The 17,641-nt window shown below is 33.4% G+C and carries 17 protein-coding genes; 15 read left to right on the top strand and 2 right to left on the bottom strand.

Annotation, left to right across the window (positions count from 1 at the left end):
- Nucleotides 1-74: 74 nt before the first annotated feature.
- The 5 genes from P0R33_RS11580 to P0R33_RS11600 all read left to right on the top strand — a co-directional run bounded on the left by P0R33_RS11580 (nt 75) and on the right by P0R33_RS11600 (nt 6,094).
- Nucleotides 75-2,555 (top strand): TonB-dependent receptor, encoded by a 2,481-nt coding sequence (locus tag P0R33_RS11580; protein ID WP_276175586.1) that lies wholly within the window; start codon nt 75-77, stop codon nt 2,553-2,555.
- Between the two features lie 61 nt (nt 2,556-2,616).
- Nucleotides 2,617-2,949: a hypothetical protein gene (locus P0R33_RS11585; protein WP_276175587.1), complete on the top strand. Its 333-nt coding sequence runs from the start codon at nt 2,617-2,619 to the stop codon at nt 2,947-2,949.
- 14 nt (nt 2,950-2,963) lie between these two features.
- The gene (locus P0R33_RS11590) at nt 2,964-3,263 is read left to right on the top strand and encodes a hypothetical protein (protein WP_276175588.1); all 300 of its coding nucleotides are present in this window, start codon (nt 2,964-2,966) and stop codon (nt 3,261-3,263) included.
- A 3-nt stretch (nt 3,264-3,266) separates the two neighbouring features.
- Nucleotides 3,267-4,817 (top strand): PepSY-associated TM helix domain-containing protein, encoded by a 1,551-nt coding sequence (locus tag P0R33_RS11595; protein ID WP_276175589.1) that lies wholly within the window; start codon nt 3,267-3,269, stop codon nt 4,815-4,817.
- Nucleotides 4,818-4,981: 164 nt separating this feature from the next.
- Nucleotides 4,982-6,094, top strand: coding sequence for a PepSY-associated TM helix domain-containing protein (locus P0R33_RS11600; RefSeq protein ID WP_276175590.1), 1,113 nt, complete (start codon nt 4,982-4,984; stop codon nt 6,092-6,094).
- Nucleotides 6,095-6,147: 53 nt separating this feature from the next.
- Here P0R33_RS11600 and P0R33_RS11605 read toward each other — a convergent pair whose 3' ends face one another.
- Nucleotides 6,148-6,495, bottom strand: coding sequence for a membrane-binding protein (locus P0R33_RS11605; protein ID WP_276175591.1), 348 nt, complete (start codon nt 6,493-6,495; stop codon nt 6,148-6,150).
- 221 nt (nt 6,496-6,716) lie between these two features.
- Complete coding sequence (locus P0R33_RS11610; protein ID WP_276175592.1) at nt 6,717-7,712, bottom strand: TlpA disulfide reductase family protein; 996 nt, start codon at nt 7,710-7,712, stop codon at nt 6,717-6,719.
- Between the two features lie 157 nt (nt 7,713-7,869).
- Here P0R33_RS11610 and aspS point away from each other — a divergent pair, with 157 nt between their 5' ends.
- From aspS to nuoH, 10 genes are all read left to right on the top strand, one after another.
- Nucleotides 7,870-9,621, top strand: coding sequence for an aspartate--tRNA ligase (gene aspS / locus P0R33_RS11615; RefSeq protein WP_276175593.1), 1,752 nt, complete (start codon nt 7,870-7,872; stop codon nt 9,619-9,621).
- Nucleotides 9,622-9,928: 307 nt separating this feature from the next.
- The gene (locus P0R33_RS11620) at nt 9,929-10,123 is read left to right on the top strand and encodes a cold shock domain-containing protein (RefSeq protein ID WP_007137066.1); all 195 of its coding nucleotides are present in this window, start codon (nt 9,929-9,931) and stop codon (nt 10,121-10,123) included.
- Between the two features lie 242 nt (nt 10,124-10,365).
- The gene (locus tag P0R33_RS11625) at nt 10,366-10,731 is read left to right on the top strand and encodes an NADH-quinone oxidoreductase subunit A (RefSeq protein ID WP_276175594.1); all 366 of its coding nucleotides are present in this window, start codon (nt 10,366-10,368) and stop codon (nt 10,729-10,731) included.
- 154 nt (nt 10,732-10,885) lie between these two features.
- On the top strand, nt 10,886-11,434 hold the full coding sequence (locus P0R33_RS11630; RefSeq protein WP_276175595.1) for an NADH-quinone oxidoreductase subunit B: 549 nt from the start codon (nt 10,886-10,888) through the stop codon (nt 11,432-11,434).
- A 1-nt stretch (nt 11,435) separates the two neighbouring features.
- A complete protein-coding gene (locus P0R33_RS11635) occupies nt 11,436-11,957 on the top strand; it encodes an NADH-quinone oxidoreductase subunit C (protein WP_276175596.1) in 522 nt (173 codons plus the stop codon).
- Between the two features lie 21 nt (nt 11,958-11,978).
- Nucleotides 11,979-13,217 carry an NADH-quinone oxidoreductase subunit D gene (locus P0R33_RS11640; RefSeq protein ID WP_229353263.1) on the top strand — a complete coding sequence of 413 codons (1,239 nt, stop codon included), beginning with the start codon at nt 11,979-11,981 and terminating at the stop codon, nt 13,215-13,217.
- A gap of 199 nt (nt 13,218-13,416) precedes the next feature.
- The gene (locus P0R33_RS11645) at nt 13,417-13,947 is read left to right on the top strand and encodes an NAD(P)H-dependent oxidoreductase subunit E (protein ID WP_276175597.1); all 531 of its coding nucleotides are present in this window, start codon (nt 13,417-13,419) and stop codon (nt 13,945-13,947) included.
- A gap of 1 nt (nt 13,948) precedes the next feature.
- On the top strand, nt 13,949-15,319 hold the full coding sequence (gene nuoF, locus P0R33_RS11650) for an NADH-quinone oxidoreductase subunit NuoF (RefSeq protein WP_276175598.1): 1,371 nt from the start codon (nt 13,949-13,951) through the stop codon (nt 15,317-15,319).
- A gap of 171 nt (nt 15,320-15,490) precedes the next feature.
- Nucleotides 15,491-16,519 (top strand): 2Fe-2S iron-sulfur cluster-binding protein, encoded by a 1,029-nt coding sequence (locus tag P0R33_RS11655; protein ID WP_229353267.1) that lies wholly within the window; start codon nt 15,491-15,493, stop codon nt 16,517-16,519.
- Nucleotides 16,520-16,522: 3 nt separating this feature from the next.
- Nucleotides 16,523-17,575 carry an NADH-quinone oxidoreductase subunit NuoH gene (nuoH, locus tag P0R33_RS11660; protein ID WP_276175599.1) on the top strand — a complete coding sequence of 351 codons (1,053 nt, stop codon included), beginning with the start codon at nt 16,523-16,525 and terminating at the stop codon, nt 17,573-17,575.
- Nucleotides 17,576-17,641: the final 66 nt, after the last annotated feature.

Genomic DNA, 17,641 nt, shown 5'->3' on the forward strand with positions numbered 1-17,641 from the left:
GAATAAATAAGGATAACTTGTATTATTAGCATTCAACTGTTACATTTGCGCTATTAAAATCAATTCTAAATAAAATGAAATATAGATTTACAATTTCTTTTTTGAGTTTTTGTTTTGCTTTATTGACAAGCGTATCTGCACTTGCACAAGAAAAAGCAACTATTAAAGGTCAAATTAGCTTAACGAATAATCAAGCTGCAGACAATGTTTCTGTGGTATTAAAGGGAACAAAAATAGGAACTAGTACAGATGCAAATGGTTTCTATGAAATTAAAAACATCAAACCAGGCAACTATGTAATTAAAGTTTCTGGAATTGGATATTCTTCTAAAGAGAAAAGTGTTAGTTTAAATGGCGGCGATTCAATTATTGAAGATTTTAGAATTAGTGAAAATTCTCAAGAATTAAATGAAATCGTGGTAAATGGAAACAAAAAAAATCCATTAGCTCGTAAAGAAACACAGCAAGTATCAAGATTGCCTCTTAAAAATCTTGAAAACCCACAAGTTTACACTACTATTACTGCGGAACTTTTAAAAGAACAAGTTGTTACAAACATTGACGATGCACTTAAAAATGCTCCAGGTTTAACTCCGCTTTGGGCTTCTACAGGACGTGGAGGTGACGGAGCTGGATATTTCTCTTTAAGAGGATTTGCTGTACAGCCAACTATGATTAACGGATTACCAGGATTATCAAACGGAGGTTTAGATCCTGCTAACATCGATAAAATTGAAGTAATTAAAGGACCATCTGGAACTTTATTCGGAAGTAGTTTGATCTCTTACGGAGGTTTAATCAACTTAACAACTAAAAAACCTTACGATCATTTTGGCGGAGAGGTTAGTTATACTGCAGGAAGCAACGGTTTAAACAGAGTTACTGCCGATGTTAATACTCCTGTTGATGATGAACACAAAATTAATTTCCGTGTAAACACAGCTTACCACACAGAAAATAGTTTTCAAGATGCTGGATTCAAAAAATCATTCTTTTTTGCTCCATCATTATCTTACCAAGTAAATGATAAACTATCGTTTTTTGTTAATACAGAATTCATGAATAACAAGCAGACTAATGCTACTATGTTATTCTTAGATAGAGGTGCGCCATTAAGAGTTCATAATATGGATGAATTAGGTTATGATAATAAACGTTCTTACACAAGTAACGAATTGGCAATCGAAACTCCTTCATACAACTTACAAGCTCAGATGAATTATAAATTCAATGATCAATGGAGTTCTCAGACTGTAGTTTCAAGAGGTTCTTCTTCATCTGACGGATATTATTCTTATATCTATGAAGGCACACAATACGCTCCAGCTGCAATCAACCAAGGAATTGTTTTAGGACGTTTTATGAATTATCAAAATTCTACAACGCTTACAACAGATATTCAACAAAACTTTATTGGTGATTTCAAAATTGGAAACATGAGAAATAGAATTGTTGCTGGTTTGGATTACTTTAATAGAGGAGTAATTGACAACAGTTCTAATTATGTATCGAATGGTAATATTTATATTGGTAATCTAGATTTAAAAACTGTAAACGAAAATCTTTACGGAATTACAGATCCAGCTAAATATATTACAAACGGAGATAACGGAAATCTAACTAAAGCTGGAACTGATGCTCTTATCGCTTCTGCTGGTATGAGCAACAACAGAACAAAACAAGAAGTTTATAGCGCATACGTTTCTGATGTATTCAACTTTACTCCTGCTTTGTCTGCAATGGCAAGTTTACGTGTTGACCGTTTTATGACTGCTGGTAATGTAGCGACAAAAGATGACGACTTTAACCAAACTGCTTTTTCTCCTAAATTCGGTTTAGTATATCAGCCAATCTTGGATAAAGTTTCGATTTTTGCAAACTACATGGATGGTTTTGCAAATTCTGCTCCGGTAACAGAAATTTTACAAGACGGAACTAGTCGTCCAAGAACTTTTAAACCAGAGCACGCTAACCAATTCGAAATTGGAACAAAATTAAACATCTTTAGAGATAAACTTTATGCTACATTCAGCTACTACGATATTCAAGTAAAAGATCAAGTTTATGTAGTTTATACTGCAACAACTCAAACAGCATTTCAAGATGGAGCGCAAAGAAATAAAGGTTTTGAAGCAGAGTTTATTGCAAATCCAGTTGCAGGTTTAAACATCGTTGCAGGTTATAGCTATGTTGATGCTGTATTAAACGCTGGAGATCCTTCTTTTGTAGGACATAGACCAGAAAGTTCTGGCCCAAGAAACTTAGCAAATCTTTGGGCAAGTTATAAATTCCCAGAAGGAGATTTACAAGGCTTTGGTTTAGGTTTTGGAGGGAACTATGCTGACAAAAACTTAATTATGAACAGAAATGTTGTAGGTCAGTTTGCATTACCTTCTTATACTGTTTTAAATTCTTCAATTTTCTACGGTACAGAAAAATACACATTGACATTAAAATTAGACAATATTGCTAATGTTGATACTTACGATGGTTGGTCAACAATTCATCCAAGAAATATGAGAACTGTTGCGGCAAACTTCTCGTATAGATTCTAATAAAAAATCATTAAAAACACCTTTCTTCAACAGGAAAGGTGTTTTTTAAATTTTAAAGATTATGATTACAATTGCCAGTCTTATTGTTTTTTTAGCTTTTTATACACTTTACTATACCTCAAAAAGAGCTGTATTGTCGTATGATTTAGGTTTTGAAAAATGGATGAAAAACAATCCAAAACCAACAAAATTTATTGGACTATTCTTATTGTTAACAGCATACTTAATGTGGCTTTTTACACAATCTCTAGGCTGTGGCACTTTGATGTTTTTTATTCAATTAATGACAATCGGAAGTTTAATCGTTATTCTTCAACCATTAAAAAAAGTAAACAGTAAAGCACTTTTAGCCTTGCTGATTATAATTGCACTATTAGAGTTTTATTATCATTAAGATTTTTTTACAATATGCCAGCAAATTCAAAATATTTAAATCCAGCATTTTGGCCACGCTTTTCTAAAATTACAGCGGCAATTTTAGGAGGTTACTTTGTTTCTGTTACTTTTCATTTGGCTTTAGCTTCTTGGTTTAATCGTGCAAATGTGCTTATAACAATGGCTTTCAGCGGTTTTATTCTTTGGGTTGCTTTAATGGTAATTGCATTTTTAGCTAAAAGCGGCTGGAAAATATGGGGAGTATACATTCTTTTAACTTTACTTTTCTGTCTTCTAATCTATCTTGGTCAAACCTATAACACGGCGAAATAATATATGAACAACCGTCATTATAACATCTATTTTCACACTCATACCGTAAGCGGAATCGTTATCAGTGTAGTTCTATTTGTAATTTTCTTTGCTGGATCTTTTTCTTTTTTTAGAGATGAAATCATCAATTGGGAAAGAAGTGAATCTACAGCAATCACAAGAGAAATTCAATTGGACTATGATAAAGCGCTAAAACATCTTGATGAAAAATATGTATTGCACGGCAGAAACATCACTATTTCTAAACCTTCTATAGAAGAAAGAGTTGGCGTTTATATGGAAGGAACCAAAGATACTTTGGCTCCAGCAAAACAAAAAGAAGGTCAGTTTTTCTATTTAAATCCTACAAACTATAAATCTTTTACTTATGAAGAATCTTATTCGTTAGGAGAACTTTTGTATCGTCTTCATTTTCTTGCCCAAATTCCGTATCCGATTGGCTATTATTTATCTGGATTTGTGGCTTTGTTTTTCTTGTTCGCGATTGTAACTGGAGTTTTATTGCACTGGAATAAAATTGTTTCAAACTTTTATATTTTCCGTCCAAAAGAAAAACTAAAAACACTTTGGACTGATGCACACACAGCTTTAGGAATGATTGGTTTGCCTTTTCAATTTGTATATGCGGTTACTGGTGCATTTTTCATGATCAAACTTCTAATTGTCGCGCCAGCCGTAATGGCTTTATACAATGGCGATCAAGATAAATTATATAAAGAATTAGAATACACCGATCCAGATTATAAATTTGAAAATAAAAAATTAGCCAATCCATTTAATATTGACGAATTGGTTGCTAAAACAAAAAAGAATTGGTCTGATTTTGAAATTACGCGTGTTTTCATTCAAAACTACGGCGACGCTAATATGCACGTTTTAGTGGAAGGTGAATTATTAAGCCACAAAAAATTTACCGGAATCGGAAAAGTGGTTTATCGAATCTCTGACGGAAAAGAAATCGCTAAAAAAGATCCAATCGCACAAACGAGTTATTTAGATGTTGTAAAAAATGTTTTATACAGAATTCATTTTGGAGATTATGGCGGATATGCTTTAAAAATCGTAAGTTTCATTTTAGGAATTATAACTTGTTTTGTAATCATTTCCGGAGTTATGATTTGGCTGGTTGCCAGACAGAAAAATAATATGCCAGAAAAGAAAAGACGTTTTAATGCAGCGGTTGTTCGTATTTATTTGGCTATTTGTTTAAGCATGTACCCAATTACTGCTTTGGCTTTTATCGGAAGTAAAATTTTCTATCCATTAAGTCAATCAAATCTATTTACGCTTTATTTTGGCGGATGGTTATTGCTAACAATCTTCTTTATCCTAAAAAAGAACGATTCGTTTACCAATAAAGCTTGCTTGATTTCTGGAAGTATTTTAGGATTCTTGATTCCAATTACAAACGGAATTGTGTCAGGAGATTGGTTTTGGACTTCTTTTATGGAAAATAAAATTCAGATTTTCTTTATTGATGTTTTCTGGATTTTCTTGGCTTCAATATCTTTATATGTTGCCTATCATTTAAAACCTAAAAAAACTGTTGCTTAATTGTTTTTTTTGCCACAAATCTCACGAATTTGCACGAATTAAATTTGTGGAAATTTGCGAAATTCGTGGCTAACTTTTTTACTCTTTGAGTAATAAATTAAAATTAGCATAAATAATTTGCCCTATATTGATTTTGCGTATACTTTTACGCTTTTAATCAAAAAATGGGGTTCAAAACTAAAATACGTTTTCTGCATAAATGGCTCGGGTTAATTTCTGGGCTTATTGTTTTTATAATCAGTGTTACGGGCTGCATTTTCTGTTTTCATGATGAAATAAAAGACATTACCAGAAAAGAATGGCGTTTGGTTGAACCTCAAAATAAACCTTTTCTTCTTCCTTCCGTTTTAGAAGAAAAAGCAAAAGAAATTCTTCCGAAAAATAAAATCAGTATGGTTTCTTATTATGGAAAAAACCGTTCTGCGATTGTCTACACATATTCTGATTCTGAAAACTTATATCTGTATTTCAATCCTTACACAGGAAAATATTTAAAAACCGAAAATCCAGAAACTGATTTTTTCATTATTGTTGAATATATTCATTTGTACTTACTCCTTCCCGATTATATCGGAAAACATATTATTGGCGGCGCGACCATAATTTTTATCCTTTTATTAATTTCTGGAATTATACAATGGTGGCCTAAAAAAAGAGCTGATTTAAAAAGAAGCTTAACTGTAAAATGGTCTGCAAAATGGCGTCGTGTTAATTACGATTGGCACAATACTTCTGGCTTTTACATTTCTACTATTGCCTTAATTTTAGCCATAACTGGGCTTACCTTTACATACGAATGGGTTGGCGACGGAATTTATAAATCCTTTAATTTTGGAGGTGACAAAGCTTTGGAAACTAAAATTCCTGTTGTTGACACCACAAAATTCAAAACAAATGCTACAAATGCAATTGATCTTGCTTTTATTCAAACTCAAAAACTACAACCAAATGCAGAAATGATGTTTGTTTTAATTCCGCAGCAGAAAGGTGATATTATAAGTACAGGCGCATATCCGCATACGTTACGTTATGATCATCAAAGCAATTATTATTTTCACCCAAATGATGGAAAACTAATTCAGAAACAACCTTTTGAAAATAAAAGTCTCGGTTTGCAAGTTGTAGAAATGAATTATGGAATTCATACTGGCCAAGTATTAGATTTACCCGGAAAAATTATTGCTTTTATCGTGAGTTTATTTGCTGCCGCACTTCCAGTGACAGGATTTATCATTTGGTATGGAAGAAATTTCAAAAACAAAAAAGTTAAAGCATAAAAAAAACCGTTCTGAAGAAGAACGGTTTTAACTTATCTAAGAAATTCTCTTAATTAGTTTCTGTTGGCAACAGCGTTTTTTTGTATATTCTTAACGGAACTCACTTTACTGTCAGCGAAAGCTACCTCAGTAAGATTTTTATCATTGAAAAACATCCATTTTCCAGTTTTTAATCCTTCAGTATATTCACCTTCTACAGTTTTATTTCCTCTTTCATCATAAGATACCCAAACACCGTCCAATTTTCCATCTTTAAAAAAGCCTTCCTGCTGTATTTTACCATTGTCATAATAATAAGTAGCTTTTACTTTATTTCCAACAGTTTCTAACTCAGGAGTACCTTCTTGTGCTGTTAAAATTCCAGAGAATAACACAGCCGCTAAAATCACACACTTTTTCATATCTTTAGGTATTAAATGTTATTGAATGTTACCAAATTGTTATCAAATATAGTTAATAGTTTACATTAAAAAAACTTTTGCTTAACAATTTGATAACATTGAGTAAAAACTTAACATTGGAAAAAGATATAAAAAGAAAAAACCAGCGCTGAAGCACTGGTTTTACTGGTATTTTAGAAAAAATTAAATTTTACGATAACGTTATAAATTTCGTAAATATTTTAGTTCAATAATGCACTAAGTTCTTTATCAAGCTCAGGATCAGATGGTCTAGGCGCTTCAGACTTTACAATATTTCCTTTAGGATCAATTAAAATAAATCTCGGAATTCCAGTTACACCGTAATTCATAACAAACTCAGATTCCCAATCTTTATCAGCAAAAAGCTGTGTTCCGCCAAGATTTTTATCGGTTACAAATTTTTTCCATTTTTCGTTGTCTTTCAGTTTATCAATAGAAATGCTCACGAATTCGATGTTTTTTCCATGATACTTTTCTTCAATCTTTTGCAAATACGGAATCTCAGCTCTACAAGGCGCACACCAAGTTGCCCAAAGATCAATGTAAACATATTTTCCTTTTAAATCAGAAAGCTTTGTTTTTCCTCCTTTAAAGTTTTCGTAGTCAAAACCAGGAGATGGTTTTCCAATCATTTCATTAGCTTTCGCTACTCTTTCATAATTTTCTGCCGCATATTGGTGGAAACTTTCAAAGCTGCGTTTTAAAGCTGCTTTAAATTCTGGATCTAAATCGCCTTTTTCAACACTTTCTGTATCCTTTTTTAACTTACCATCAAGTAACGCAGTAAATTCTGCTGCTTCTTTTTTGAAAGCGTCATTTTGAAAAGTTTCATCTTTTAAAGCTTGCTGTGCCAAAAAATTACTTTCGTTTACACCTTTACCTTTATATACAATCGTTTCATCAAATTCTTTTGCATTCATTGTCAAATTAACTTCAGAATTTGGTTTTAAATAAAGATTAGAAGATTCTTTTCCGTCAGAAAACATATAAAATCCTTTTGGAGCATCAAAGGTTGCAGCAAAAACTCCTTTTTTGTCAATTGGAATTACTTGCTTAAAATTATCTTTCCCTCTTATTATTAAGGTATCACTATTTCTATTTTCGATTTTAGCAGTGAATTTTATCGAATTATTGCTTTGCCCTATAACATTCAAAGCATTAAAAATTACCAAACCAGCAACAAAAAGTTTCTTCATGGATATTATTATTTGTTTTTTAGAGTATCAAAACTAAAAAATTAAAGCTTCGGAATTTCACAATTAACAATTTATTTGAAATTATTATGCATCAACTTATCACTTTACTATATTAATTTGAATTTTGTGTTTACTTTTGCAGTCTAAAATTTAGATCATGTATAGAAGTCATAATTGCGGCGAACTAAATGCCTCAAATATTAATACGGAAGTTACGCTAGCGGGATGGGTACAAAAATCGCGCGATAAAGGATTTATGAACTGGGTTGACTTACGTGACCGTTACGGAATTACACAACTTATTTTTGACGAAAGCCGTACCGACAAAACTGTTTTTGAATTGGCAAAAACTCTAGGAAGAGAATTTGTAATTCAGGTAAAAGGAACTGTTATTGAGCGTGAAGCTAAAAACAAAAATATTCCAACGGGTGAAATCGAAATTTTAGTTTCTGAATTAACGATTTTAAACACGGCTTTAACACCACCTTTTACAATTGAAGATGAAACTGACGGCGGTGAAGATATCAGAATGAAATATCGCTATTTAGATATTAGAAGAAATCCTGTAAAAAATAGTTTATTATTCCGTCACAAAGTGGCAATGGAAGTTCGTAAATATTTATCAGATTTAGATTTCTGCGAAGTTGAAACTCCTTATTTAATCAAATCTACTCCAGAAGGAGCGAGAGATTTCGTTGTACCAAGCCGTATGAACGAAGGTCAGTTTTATGCTTTGCCACAATCTCCGCAAACTTTCAAACAACTTTTGATGGTTGGAGGAATGGATAAATATTTCCAAATCGTGAAATGTTTCCGTGACGAAGATTTACGTGCAGACCGTCAGCCAGAGTTTACACAAATTGACTGCGAAATGGCATTTGTAGAACAAGAAGACATTTTGAATGTTTTTGAAGGTTTGACAAGACATTTATTAAAAGAAATTAAAGGTATCGAAGTAGATAAATTTCCAAGAATTACTTACGACTATGCCATGAAAACATACGGAAACGACAAACCGGATATTCGTTTCGGAATGAAGTTTGGTGAATTAAATGAATTTGCACAACATAAAGAATTCCCTGTATTCAATGCAGCTGAATTAGTTGTCGGAATTGCAGTTCCAGGAGCAGGAAATTACACTCGTAAAGAAATCGACGGATTAATTGAATGGGTAAAACGTCCGCAAGTTGGTGCGTCTGGAATGGTTTACGTAAAATGTAACGAAGACGGAACATTTAAATCTTCTGTAGATAAATTCTACGATAATGATGATTTAGCAAATTGGGCAAAAGCAACAGAGGCAAATCCTGGAGATATGATTTTTGTACTTTCTGGACCAGCAAACAAAACAAGAGCTCAATTATCTGCGCTTCGTATGGAATTAGCAACTCGTTTAGGATTACGCAATCCTGAAGAATTTGCTCCATTATGGGTTGTTGATTTCCCATTATTGGAATTAGACGAAGAAAGCGGTCGTTACCACGCAATGCATCATCCTTTTACTTCTCCAAAACCAGAAGACATGGCTTTGTTAGAAACAGAACCAGGAAAAGTTCGTGCAAACGCTTACGATATGGTGTTGAATGGAAACGAAATTGGAGGTGGATCAATTCGTATTCATGACAAAGCAACACAACAATTAATGTTCAAATATTTAGGATTTACTGAAGAAGAAGCAAAAGCCCAATTCGGATTCTTAATGGACGCTTTCCAATTTGGCGCGCCGCCACACGGAGGTTTAGCATTTGGATTGGACAGATTAGTTGCTATTTTAGGAGGTCAAGAAACAATTAGAGATTTCATCGCTTTCCCTAAAAACAATTCTGGACGTGATGTAATGATTGATGCACCAGCTGCAATTGATGATGCTCAATTAAAAGAATTACACATTAAAATTGATTCTATTTAAGATAAAATCTTAAAAAAGCATATAAAAAAGCGGCTGAAAATTCTCAGTCGCTTTTTTTCTACCAAAAAATGAAGAAATAATCTTAAAATTTTCGTTTTTCGCAATATGAAATTCCTACAAATTAATTTTTTTAATATTCTTACAATTAATGATTCTCAAATTATCGTATTTCATATAAAATTTGATGCAATAAACCACGTAAAAACACTGGAAATCAATAATTTTTACAAAAAATTAACACGTACATGTCTTTTGTATGATTTTATATGTTACATTTGTTTTATTATAAATTATTATTACAATTACAATGCGTACAGGTACAGTAAAATTTTTCAATGAGTCTAAAGGTTATGGATTCATTACAGACGAAGAAACAGGAAAGGACATCTTCGTTCACGCTTCAGGAATTAACGCGGAAGAATTACGCGAAGGTGACCGTGTAAGCTATGAAGAAGAAGAAGGAAGAAAAGGGAAAGTTGCTGCTAAAGTAGCAGTAATCTAAGAAAAATATAGCAATTTATTTTTTTTGCCTCTGAATGGTCTCAAAAGACGTCCCGAAGTATCGGGGCGTTTTTTTTTGGACAATTCTTAAAAAAATACTAAAATAACATCATGTTATTTATAATCAATAAAAATTAGGCATAAACGCAGTTTCGCACCCTACTTAAAACCCTTTTTAGCTTGTGTTTTACAGAGTTCCAAGCTATCTTTGTGGCTCATTTTTTAAGTATAAAATCGAAGTTTATGCAATCTGATCAATACAGTTACATTCCTATTTTAATGCAGTTTATTCTAGCTGTAGGTTTTGTGGTAGGAACAATCATTATTTCTGGAAAACTAGGCCCGAAAAGAAACTCTGAAGTTAAAGATAAAAATTTCGAATGCGGTATCGAATCTATTGGTAATGCCCGTATTCCATTTTCTGTAAAATATTTCCTTGTTGCCATTTTGTTTGTATTGTTCGACGTAGAGGTAATTTTCCTTTACCCTTGGGCAGTAAACTTCAAAGATTTAGGAATTGAAGGAATGTTAAAAATGATTGTTTTCATGTCTTTGCTTTTAGTTGGTTTTTTCTATATCATCAAAAAGAAAGCATTAGAGTGGGAATAAAAACGATTTTAGATTTTAGATTTCTGATTTTAGATTCATCTAAAATTAAAGTTTAAAATTTAATCTCATCAAAACAAAACTGATTTAAAAAATTGATTTTACCTTTTTAAGATTTGAAAAAATCTAAAATCTAAAATCAGAAATCTAAAATAAAATGAGCGATTCAAAAGTAAATATGGTTGCACCGCCAGAAGGAGTTACTGGTGAAGGTTTCTTCGCCACAAAACTTAGTGATGTTGTTGGTTTAGCAAGAGCCAACTCATTATGGCCACTTCCTTTCGCTACTTCATGCTGTGGTATCGAATTCATGGCAACAATGGCATCTCATTACGATTTAGCTCGATTTGGTTCTGAGCGTGTGAGTTTCTCTCCAAGACAAGCAGACATGTTATTAGTAATGGGAACTATTTCTAAAAAAATGGCTCCTATTTTAAGACAGGTATACGAACAAATGTCTGAACCTCGTTGGGTTATTGCAGTTGGAGCTTGTGCTTCTTCAGGAGGTATTTTTGATACTTACTCTGTTCTTCAAGGAATTGACAAAGTAATTCCTGTTGACGTATATGTGCCAGGATGCCCGCCTAGACCAGAACAAATCGTAGATGGCGTTATGAGACTTCAGGATTTAGTGAAAAGCGAATCTGTGAGACGCAGAAGCTCACCAGAATACCAAGAATTATTAGCATCATATAATATCTCATAAGATGGCTTTAGAAAATACCCTGATCCAAGATAAACTTACTGAAACATTTAATAATGATGTTTTCAATTTTCAGCAAGAAAGTGATATTTTTTCTTTAGAAGCTTCTGCTGATAAAATTACAGCATTGATTCTATTTCTTAAAAATGATTCAGAATTAAAATTTCATTTCTTAACTGACTTATGCGGTATTCATTATCCAGATAATGAAAGTGAACGTCAGTTTGCAGTAGTTTACCACTTGCATAACTGGTACGAAAACAAAAGATTAAAAATCAAAGTTTTCTTAAATGGTGAAAAACCAGAAATTAAATCGGTTTCAAATATTTTCTTGTCTTCTAACTGGATGGAAAGAGAAACATACGATTTTTTTGGGATTAACTTTATTGGACATCCTCAATTGAAACGTATTTTGAATATGGATGAAATGCAGTCACACCCAATGAGAAAAGAATTCCCAATGGAAGACAGCGGAAGAACGGACAAAGACGACAGATTCTTTGGAAGAACAACAACAAATTGCTAAAAAATAATTCAACATTATAAAATGTCAGAACTATTATTACCACCAGAGCATCGTTATGCTAAAATAATTAAGGAAAGATTAAATGAAGACGGAAGCGAGCTTTCTGTACTGAATTTAGGTCCGACACACCCTGCTACACACGGTATTTTTCAAAATATCTTGTTGATGGATGGTGAAAAAATTCTAGAAGCTGAGCCAACTATTGGTTACATTCATAGAGCTTTTGAAAAAATTGCCGAAAATCGTCCTTTTTATCAAATTACACCACTTACAGACCGTATGAATTATTGCTCCTCTCCTATTAATAATATGGGATGGTGGATGACAGTAGAAAAACTATTAGGTGTTGAAGTTCCGAAAAGAGCTCAGTATTTAAGAGTTATCGTGATGGAATTGGCTCGTATTACCGATCATATTATCTGTAACGGGATTTTAGGTGTTGATACTGGTGCGTATACTGGTTTCTTATACGTTTTTCAATTTAGGGAAAAAATCTACGAAATCTACGAAGAAATTTGTGGAGCTCGTTTGACTACAAATATGGGAAGAATTGGTGGTTTTGAAAGAGACTGGTCTCCAGAAGTTTTCAAAAAACTAGATAAATTCCTAGAAGAATTCCCGCCAGTTTGGGAAGAATTCCAAAACCTTTTCGAGAGAAATAGAATTTTCCTTGATAGAACTGTAAATGTAGGTGGAATCACTGCTGAAAAAGCTATGGCTTACGGATTTACAGGTCCAAACTTACGTGCCGCAGGAGTTGATTATGACGTACGTGTTGCACAACCTTACTCATCTTACGAAGATTTCGATTTTATTGTCCCTGTTGGAAAATCAGGAGATACTTATGATCGTTTCTGTGTTCGTAACGCTGAAGTTTGGGAAAGTTTAAGCATTATTCGTCAGGCTTTAGAAAAAATGCCTCCAGGAAACGAATACCATGCTGAAGTTCCAGATTACTACCTTCCTCCAAAAGAAGATGTTTACACTTCTATGGAATCTTTAATTTATCACTTTAAGATCGTAATGGGAGAAGTTCCTGTACCAGTTGCAGAAATCTACCACCCTGTAGAAGGAGGAAATGGAGAAATCGGTTTCTATTTAGTAACAGACGGAAGTAGAACTCCATATAGATTACATTTCAGAAGACCATGCTTTATTTATTATCAAGCATTCCCAGAAATGATCAAAGGCGCAATGCTTTCTGATGCAATTATCATCCTTTCAAGTTTGAACGTAATTGCTGGAGAATTAGATGCCTAAAAAATTGTAGATTTTAGATTGTAGATTTTAGATTGCTGATTGAGGATGCAGATTTTAGAATTTAGATTTAAAAATTATAATTAGGAATTGAAAAATTCAGATTGAAGAATCTAAAACTTAAAACAAAGATTGCAGAATAAGGATTGTAGATAAAGATTTGAAAAAATCTAAAATCTAAAATCAGAAATCTAAAATTAAAATGGAACGTAAACATTACAAACAAGAAATAAACATGACTGAACCATTGATCGCTCGAATCAATGAATTGATCAGTCATTATCCTGAAGGCAAACAAAAATCGGCTTTATTGCCTGTTTTGCACGAAGTTCAGGATGCACATAACAACTGGCTTAGTATTGAATTGCAAGATAAAGTTGCCGAGATTCTTCAAATAAAACCAATCGAGGTTTATGAAGTGGTTACTTTCTACACGATGTTCAACCAGAAGCCAATTGGAAAGTATATGTTTGAATTTTGCCAGACTTCTTGTTGTTGTTTAAACGGTGCCGAAAATTTAATGGATTATACTTCTGAAAAACTAGGCATTAAAATGGGAGAAACAACTCCAGACGGAATGTTTACCATTGCAGGAGTAGAATGTTTAGGTGCTTGTGGATACGCTCCGATGATGCAGTTGGGCGATTTCTACAAAGAGAAATTGACAGAAGAAAAGATCGATCAGTTAATCGCTGATTGTAAAGAGGATAAAATAATATTACACGATAAATAAGATGTCACAAAAAATATTATTAGATAAAATCAATATTCCTGGAATTAAAACCTACGAAGTTTATCGTCAAAATGGTGGTTATGCTTCTGTAGAAAAAGCTTTAAAAACACTTACTCCAGACGAAGTTACAGAAGAAGTAAAAAAATCAGGATTACGTGGTCGTGGTGGTGCAGGTTTCCCGGCCGGAATGAAATGGAGCTTTATTGATAAAAAATCAGGAAGACCAAGACACTTAGTTTGTAATGCCGACGAATCTGAGCCTGGAACATTCAAAGATAGATTCTTGATGGAATATATTCCTCACTTATTGATTGAAGGAATGATTACTTCAAGCTACGCTTTGGGCGCTAACCTATCTTATATCTACATCCGTGGAGAATATATGTGGGTTTTCAAAATCTTAGAAAGAGCAATCGCCGAAGCAAAAGCTGCCGGTTGGTTAGGAAAAAATATATTAGGAACAGGTTATGATCTTGAACTTCACGTTCACTGTGGAGCTGGTGCATATATCTGTGGAGAAGAAACAGCATTAATCGAATCATTGGAAGGTAAAAGAGGAAATCCTCGTATTAAACCACCTTTCCCAGCGGTTTCTGGTCTTTGGGCAAATCCAACTGTGGTAAATAATGTTGAAACAATTGCAACTGTGCCATGGATTGTAAACAATTCTGGAGACGATTATGCTAAAATTGGAATTGGACGTTCTACAGGAACTAAATTAATTTCTGCTTCTGGACACATCAAAAATCCTGGAGTTTACGAAATTGAATTAGGTTTAAGTGTAGACGAATTCATGAATTCTGATGAATATTTAGGAGGAATGTCTTCAAGCCGTCCATTAAAAGCATTTGTACCAGGAGGCTCTTCTGTGCCAATCTTACCAGCTGAATTGATTTTCAAAACAGCAAATGGCGAAGATCGTTTAATGACTTATGAATCTTTAAGTGATGGTGGTTTTGCTACTGGATCTATGTTAGGTTCTGGAGGATTTATTGTTTACAATGATACTGCTTGTGTTGTTAGAAACACTTGGAACTTTGCCCGTTTTTACCACCACGAATCTTGTGGACAATGTACACCATGTCGTGAAGGAACAGGTTGGTTAGAAAAAATCTTATGGAGAATCGAAATCGGTCAAGGCCGTGAAGAAGATATCGAATTATTGTGGAGCATTCAGAGTAAAATCGAAGGAAACACAATCTGTCCACTTGGCGACGCAGCTTCTTGGCCAGTAGCAGCTGCAATTCGTCATTTTAGAGATGAGTTCGAATATCACGTTCGCTTCCCTGAAAAAATCAAAAATAGAGATCACTTTGTTGCTGAACCTTTTTCGCAAGTAAAGCATTTAGTAGGCGGTAAAGTAATCGTATAAAAATAAAAAGCAGAAAGTTATAAAGTTCATAATGTTAAAAAGGACAGCAATTCTTTTCAATATTCCGACTTTCAACAAAAAAGTTTAAAATAGTTTCAAGTTTCAAGTTTTTTTAGTTTCAAGTTAAAACCTGAAACATGAAACCTGAAACTAAAAAAACAAAAATAAGAGATGAAAGTAACCATAGACGGTCAAAGTATAGACGTAGAGCCAGGAACCACGATCCTGCAAGCTGCACGTATGATTGGTGGAGATTTGGTACCGCCAGCCATGTGCTATTACTCAAAATTAAAAGGCAGTGGCGGTAAATGTCGTTGTTGTTTAGTTGAAGTTTCTAAAGGTAGTGAAGCTGATCCAAGACCAATGCCAAAATTAATGGCATCTTGTGTAACAGGATGTATGGACGGAATGGAAGTAAACAGTAAATCTTCTGCCAGAGTTACCGAAGCACGTAAATCTGTAACAGAATTTTTATTGATTAACCATCCATTAGACTGTCCAATTTGTGATCAGGCTGGAGAATGTGATTTACAAAATTTAAGTTTTGAGCACGGAAATCCTAAATCACGTTATATTGAAGAAAAAAGAACATTTGAGCCAGAAAATATTGGTCCAAATATTCAACTGCATATGAACCGTTGTATTTTATGCCAAAGATGTGTACAAGTTGCAGATCAATTAACAGACAACAGAGTTCACGGAGTATTAGATCGTGGAGACCACGCTAATATTTCAACTGGAATTTCTAAAGCAATCGACAATGAGTTCTCTGGAAACATGATTGATGTTTGTCCAGTTGGAGCTTTAACAGATAAAACTTTCCGTTTTAAATCAAGAGTTTGGTTTAACAAACCTTACAACGCACACAGAGAATGTACTACTCCAGGATGTTGCGGTAAAACTACCGTTTGGATGTTTGGTGGAGAAATTCAGCGTGTAACTGGTCGTAAAGATGAATATCATGAAGTAGAAGAATTCATCTGCAACAGCTGTCGTTTTGATCACAAAGATGTAAAAGATTGGGTTATTGAAGGACCAAGAGAATTTGAAAAAGATTCTGTTATCAACCAAAATAACTATACTCAAAAATTAGAGAAAGTTGAAATTGATACAGAAAAGAATATTCTTTTAGGTAGAGATATCGACCGTAAAAAAATTAGTATGGCATCAATTCCATTAAATACAAACGATAAAAAATAAGAAATGGAAAGTGCATTTATTATAGAAAAAAGTGTTGTTATTGTTGTCGTTTTTGCGGTAACTATGATTATGGCAATGTACTCTACATGGGCTGAACGTAAAGTTGCTGCTTTCTTACAAGATCGTGTTGGGCCAAACCGTGCTGGATGGGGAGGTTTATTACAGCCACTTGCAGACGGTATGAAATTATTCTCAAAAGAAGAATTTGAACCAAATACTCCTAATAGAATTTTATTCTTCGTAGGTCCTGCAATTGCAATGAGCACAGCATTAATGACTAGTGCTGTAATACCATGGGGAGATCGTTTGCATCTTTTCGGAAGAGACATAATACTTCAGGCAACAGATGTAAATATTGCTTTATTATACATTTTTGGTGTTCTTTCTGTAGGAGTTTATGGTATCATGATTGGTGGATGGGCTTCTAACAATAAATTCTCATTGATGGGAGCTATTCGTGCTGCATCTCAAATGGTTTCTTATGAAGTAGCCATGGGATTATCAATGATTGCTTTATTAATGATGACTGGAACAATGAGTTTGAAAGAAATTTCATTGCAACAACAAGGAATGAACTGGAATGTTTTCTATCAGCCGTTATCATTCTTAATTTTCTTAATCTGTTCTTTTGCAGAAACAAACAGAACGCCTTTCGATTTAGCAGAATGTGAAAACGAATTAATTGGAGGTTACCATACAGAATATTCATCTATGAAAATGGGATTCTATTTATTTGCTGAATATGCAAGTATGTTTATCTCTTCTACTATTATTTCTGTTTTATTCTTTGGTGGTTATAACTACCCAGGAATGCAATGGATGGTAGAAAATGTTGGCGTAAATACAGCTAACTTATTAGGTATCGCAGCTCTTTTTGCAAAAATATGTTTCTTCATATTTTTCTACATGTGGGTTCGTTGGACAATTCCTAGATTTAGATATGACCAATTAATGAACTTAGGTTGGAGAATTTTAATTCCACTTTCGATTGTTAATATCATGATTACTGGAATTGTAATATTAAGACACGATATTGCAGCTTTCTTAGGATTCTAAGAACCGTAATAAGCATCAAATAAAAACAAAATAGATTTGAATTTGAATAATTAAAATTTGAATCAT

The sequence above is a fragment of the Flavobacterium sp. YJ01 genome (genome assembly GCF_029320955.1).
Classification (GTDB): domain Bacteria; phylum Bacteroidota; class Bacteroidia; order Flavobacteriales; family Flavobacteriaceae; genus Flavobacterium.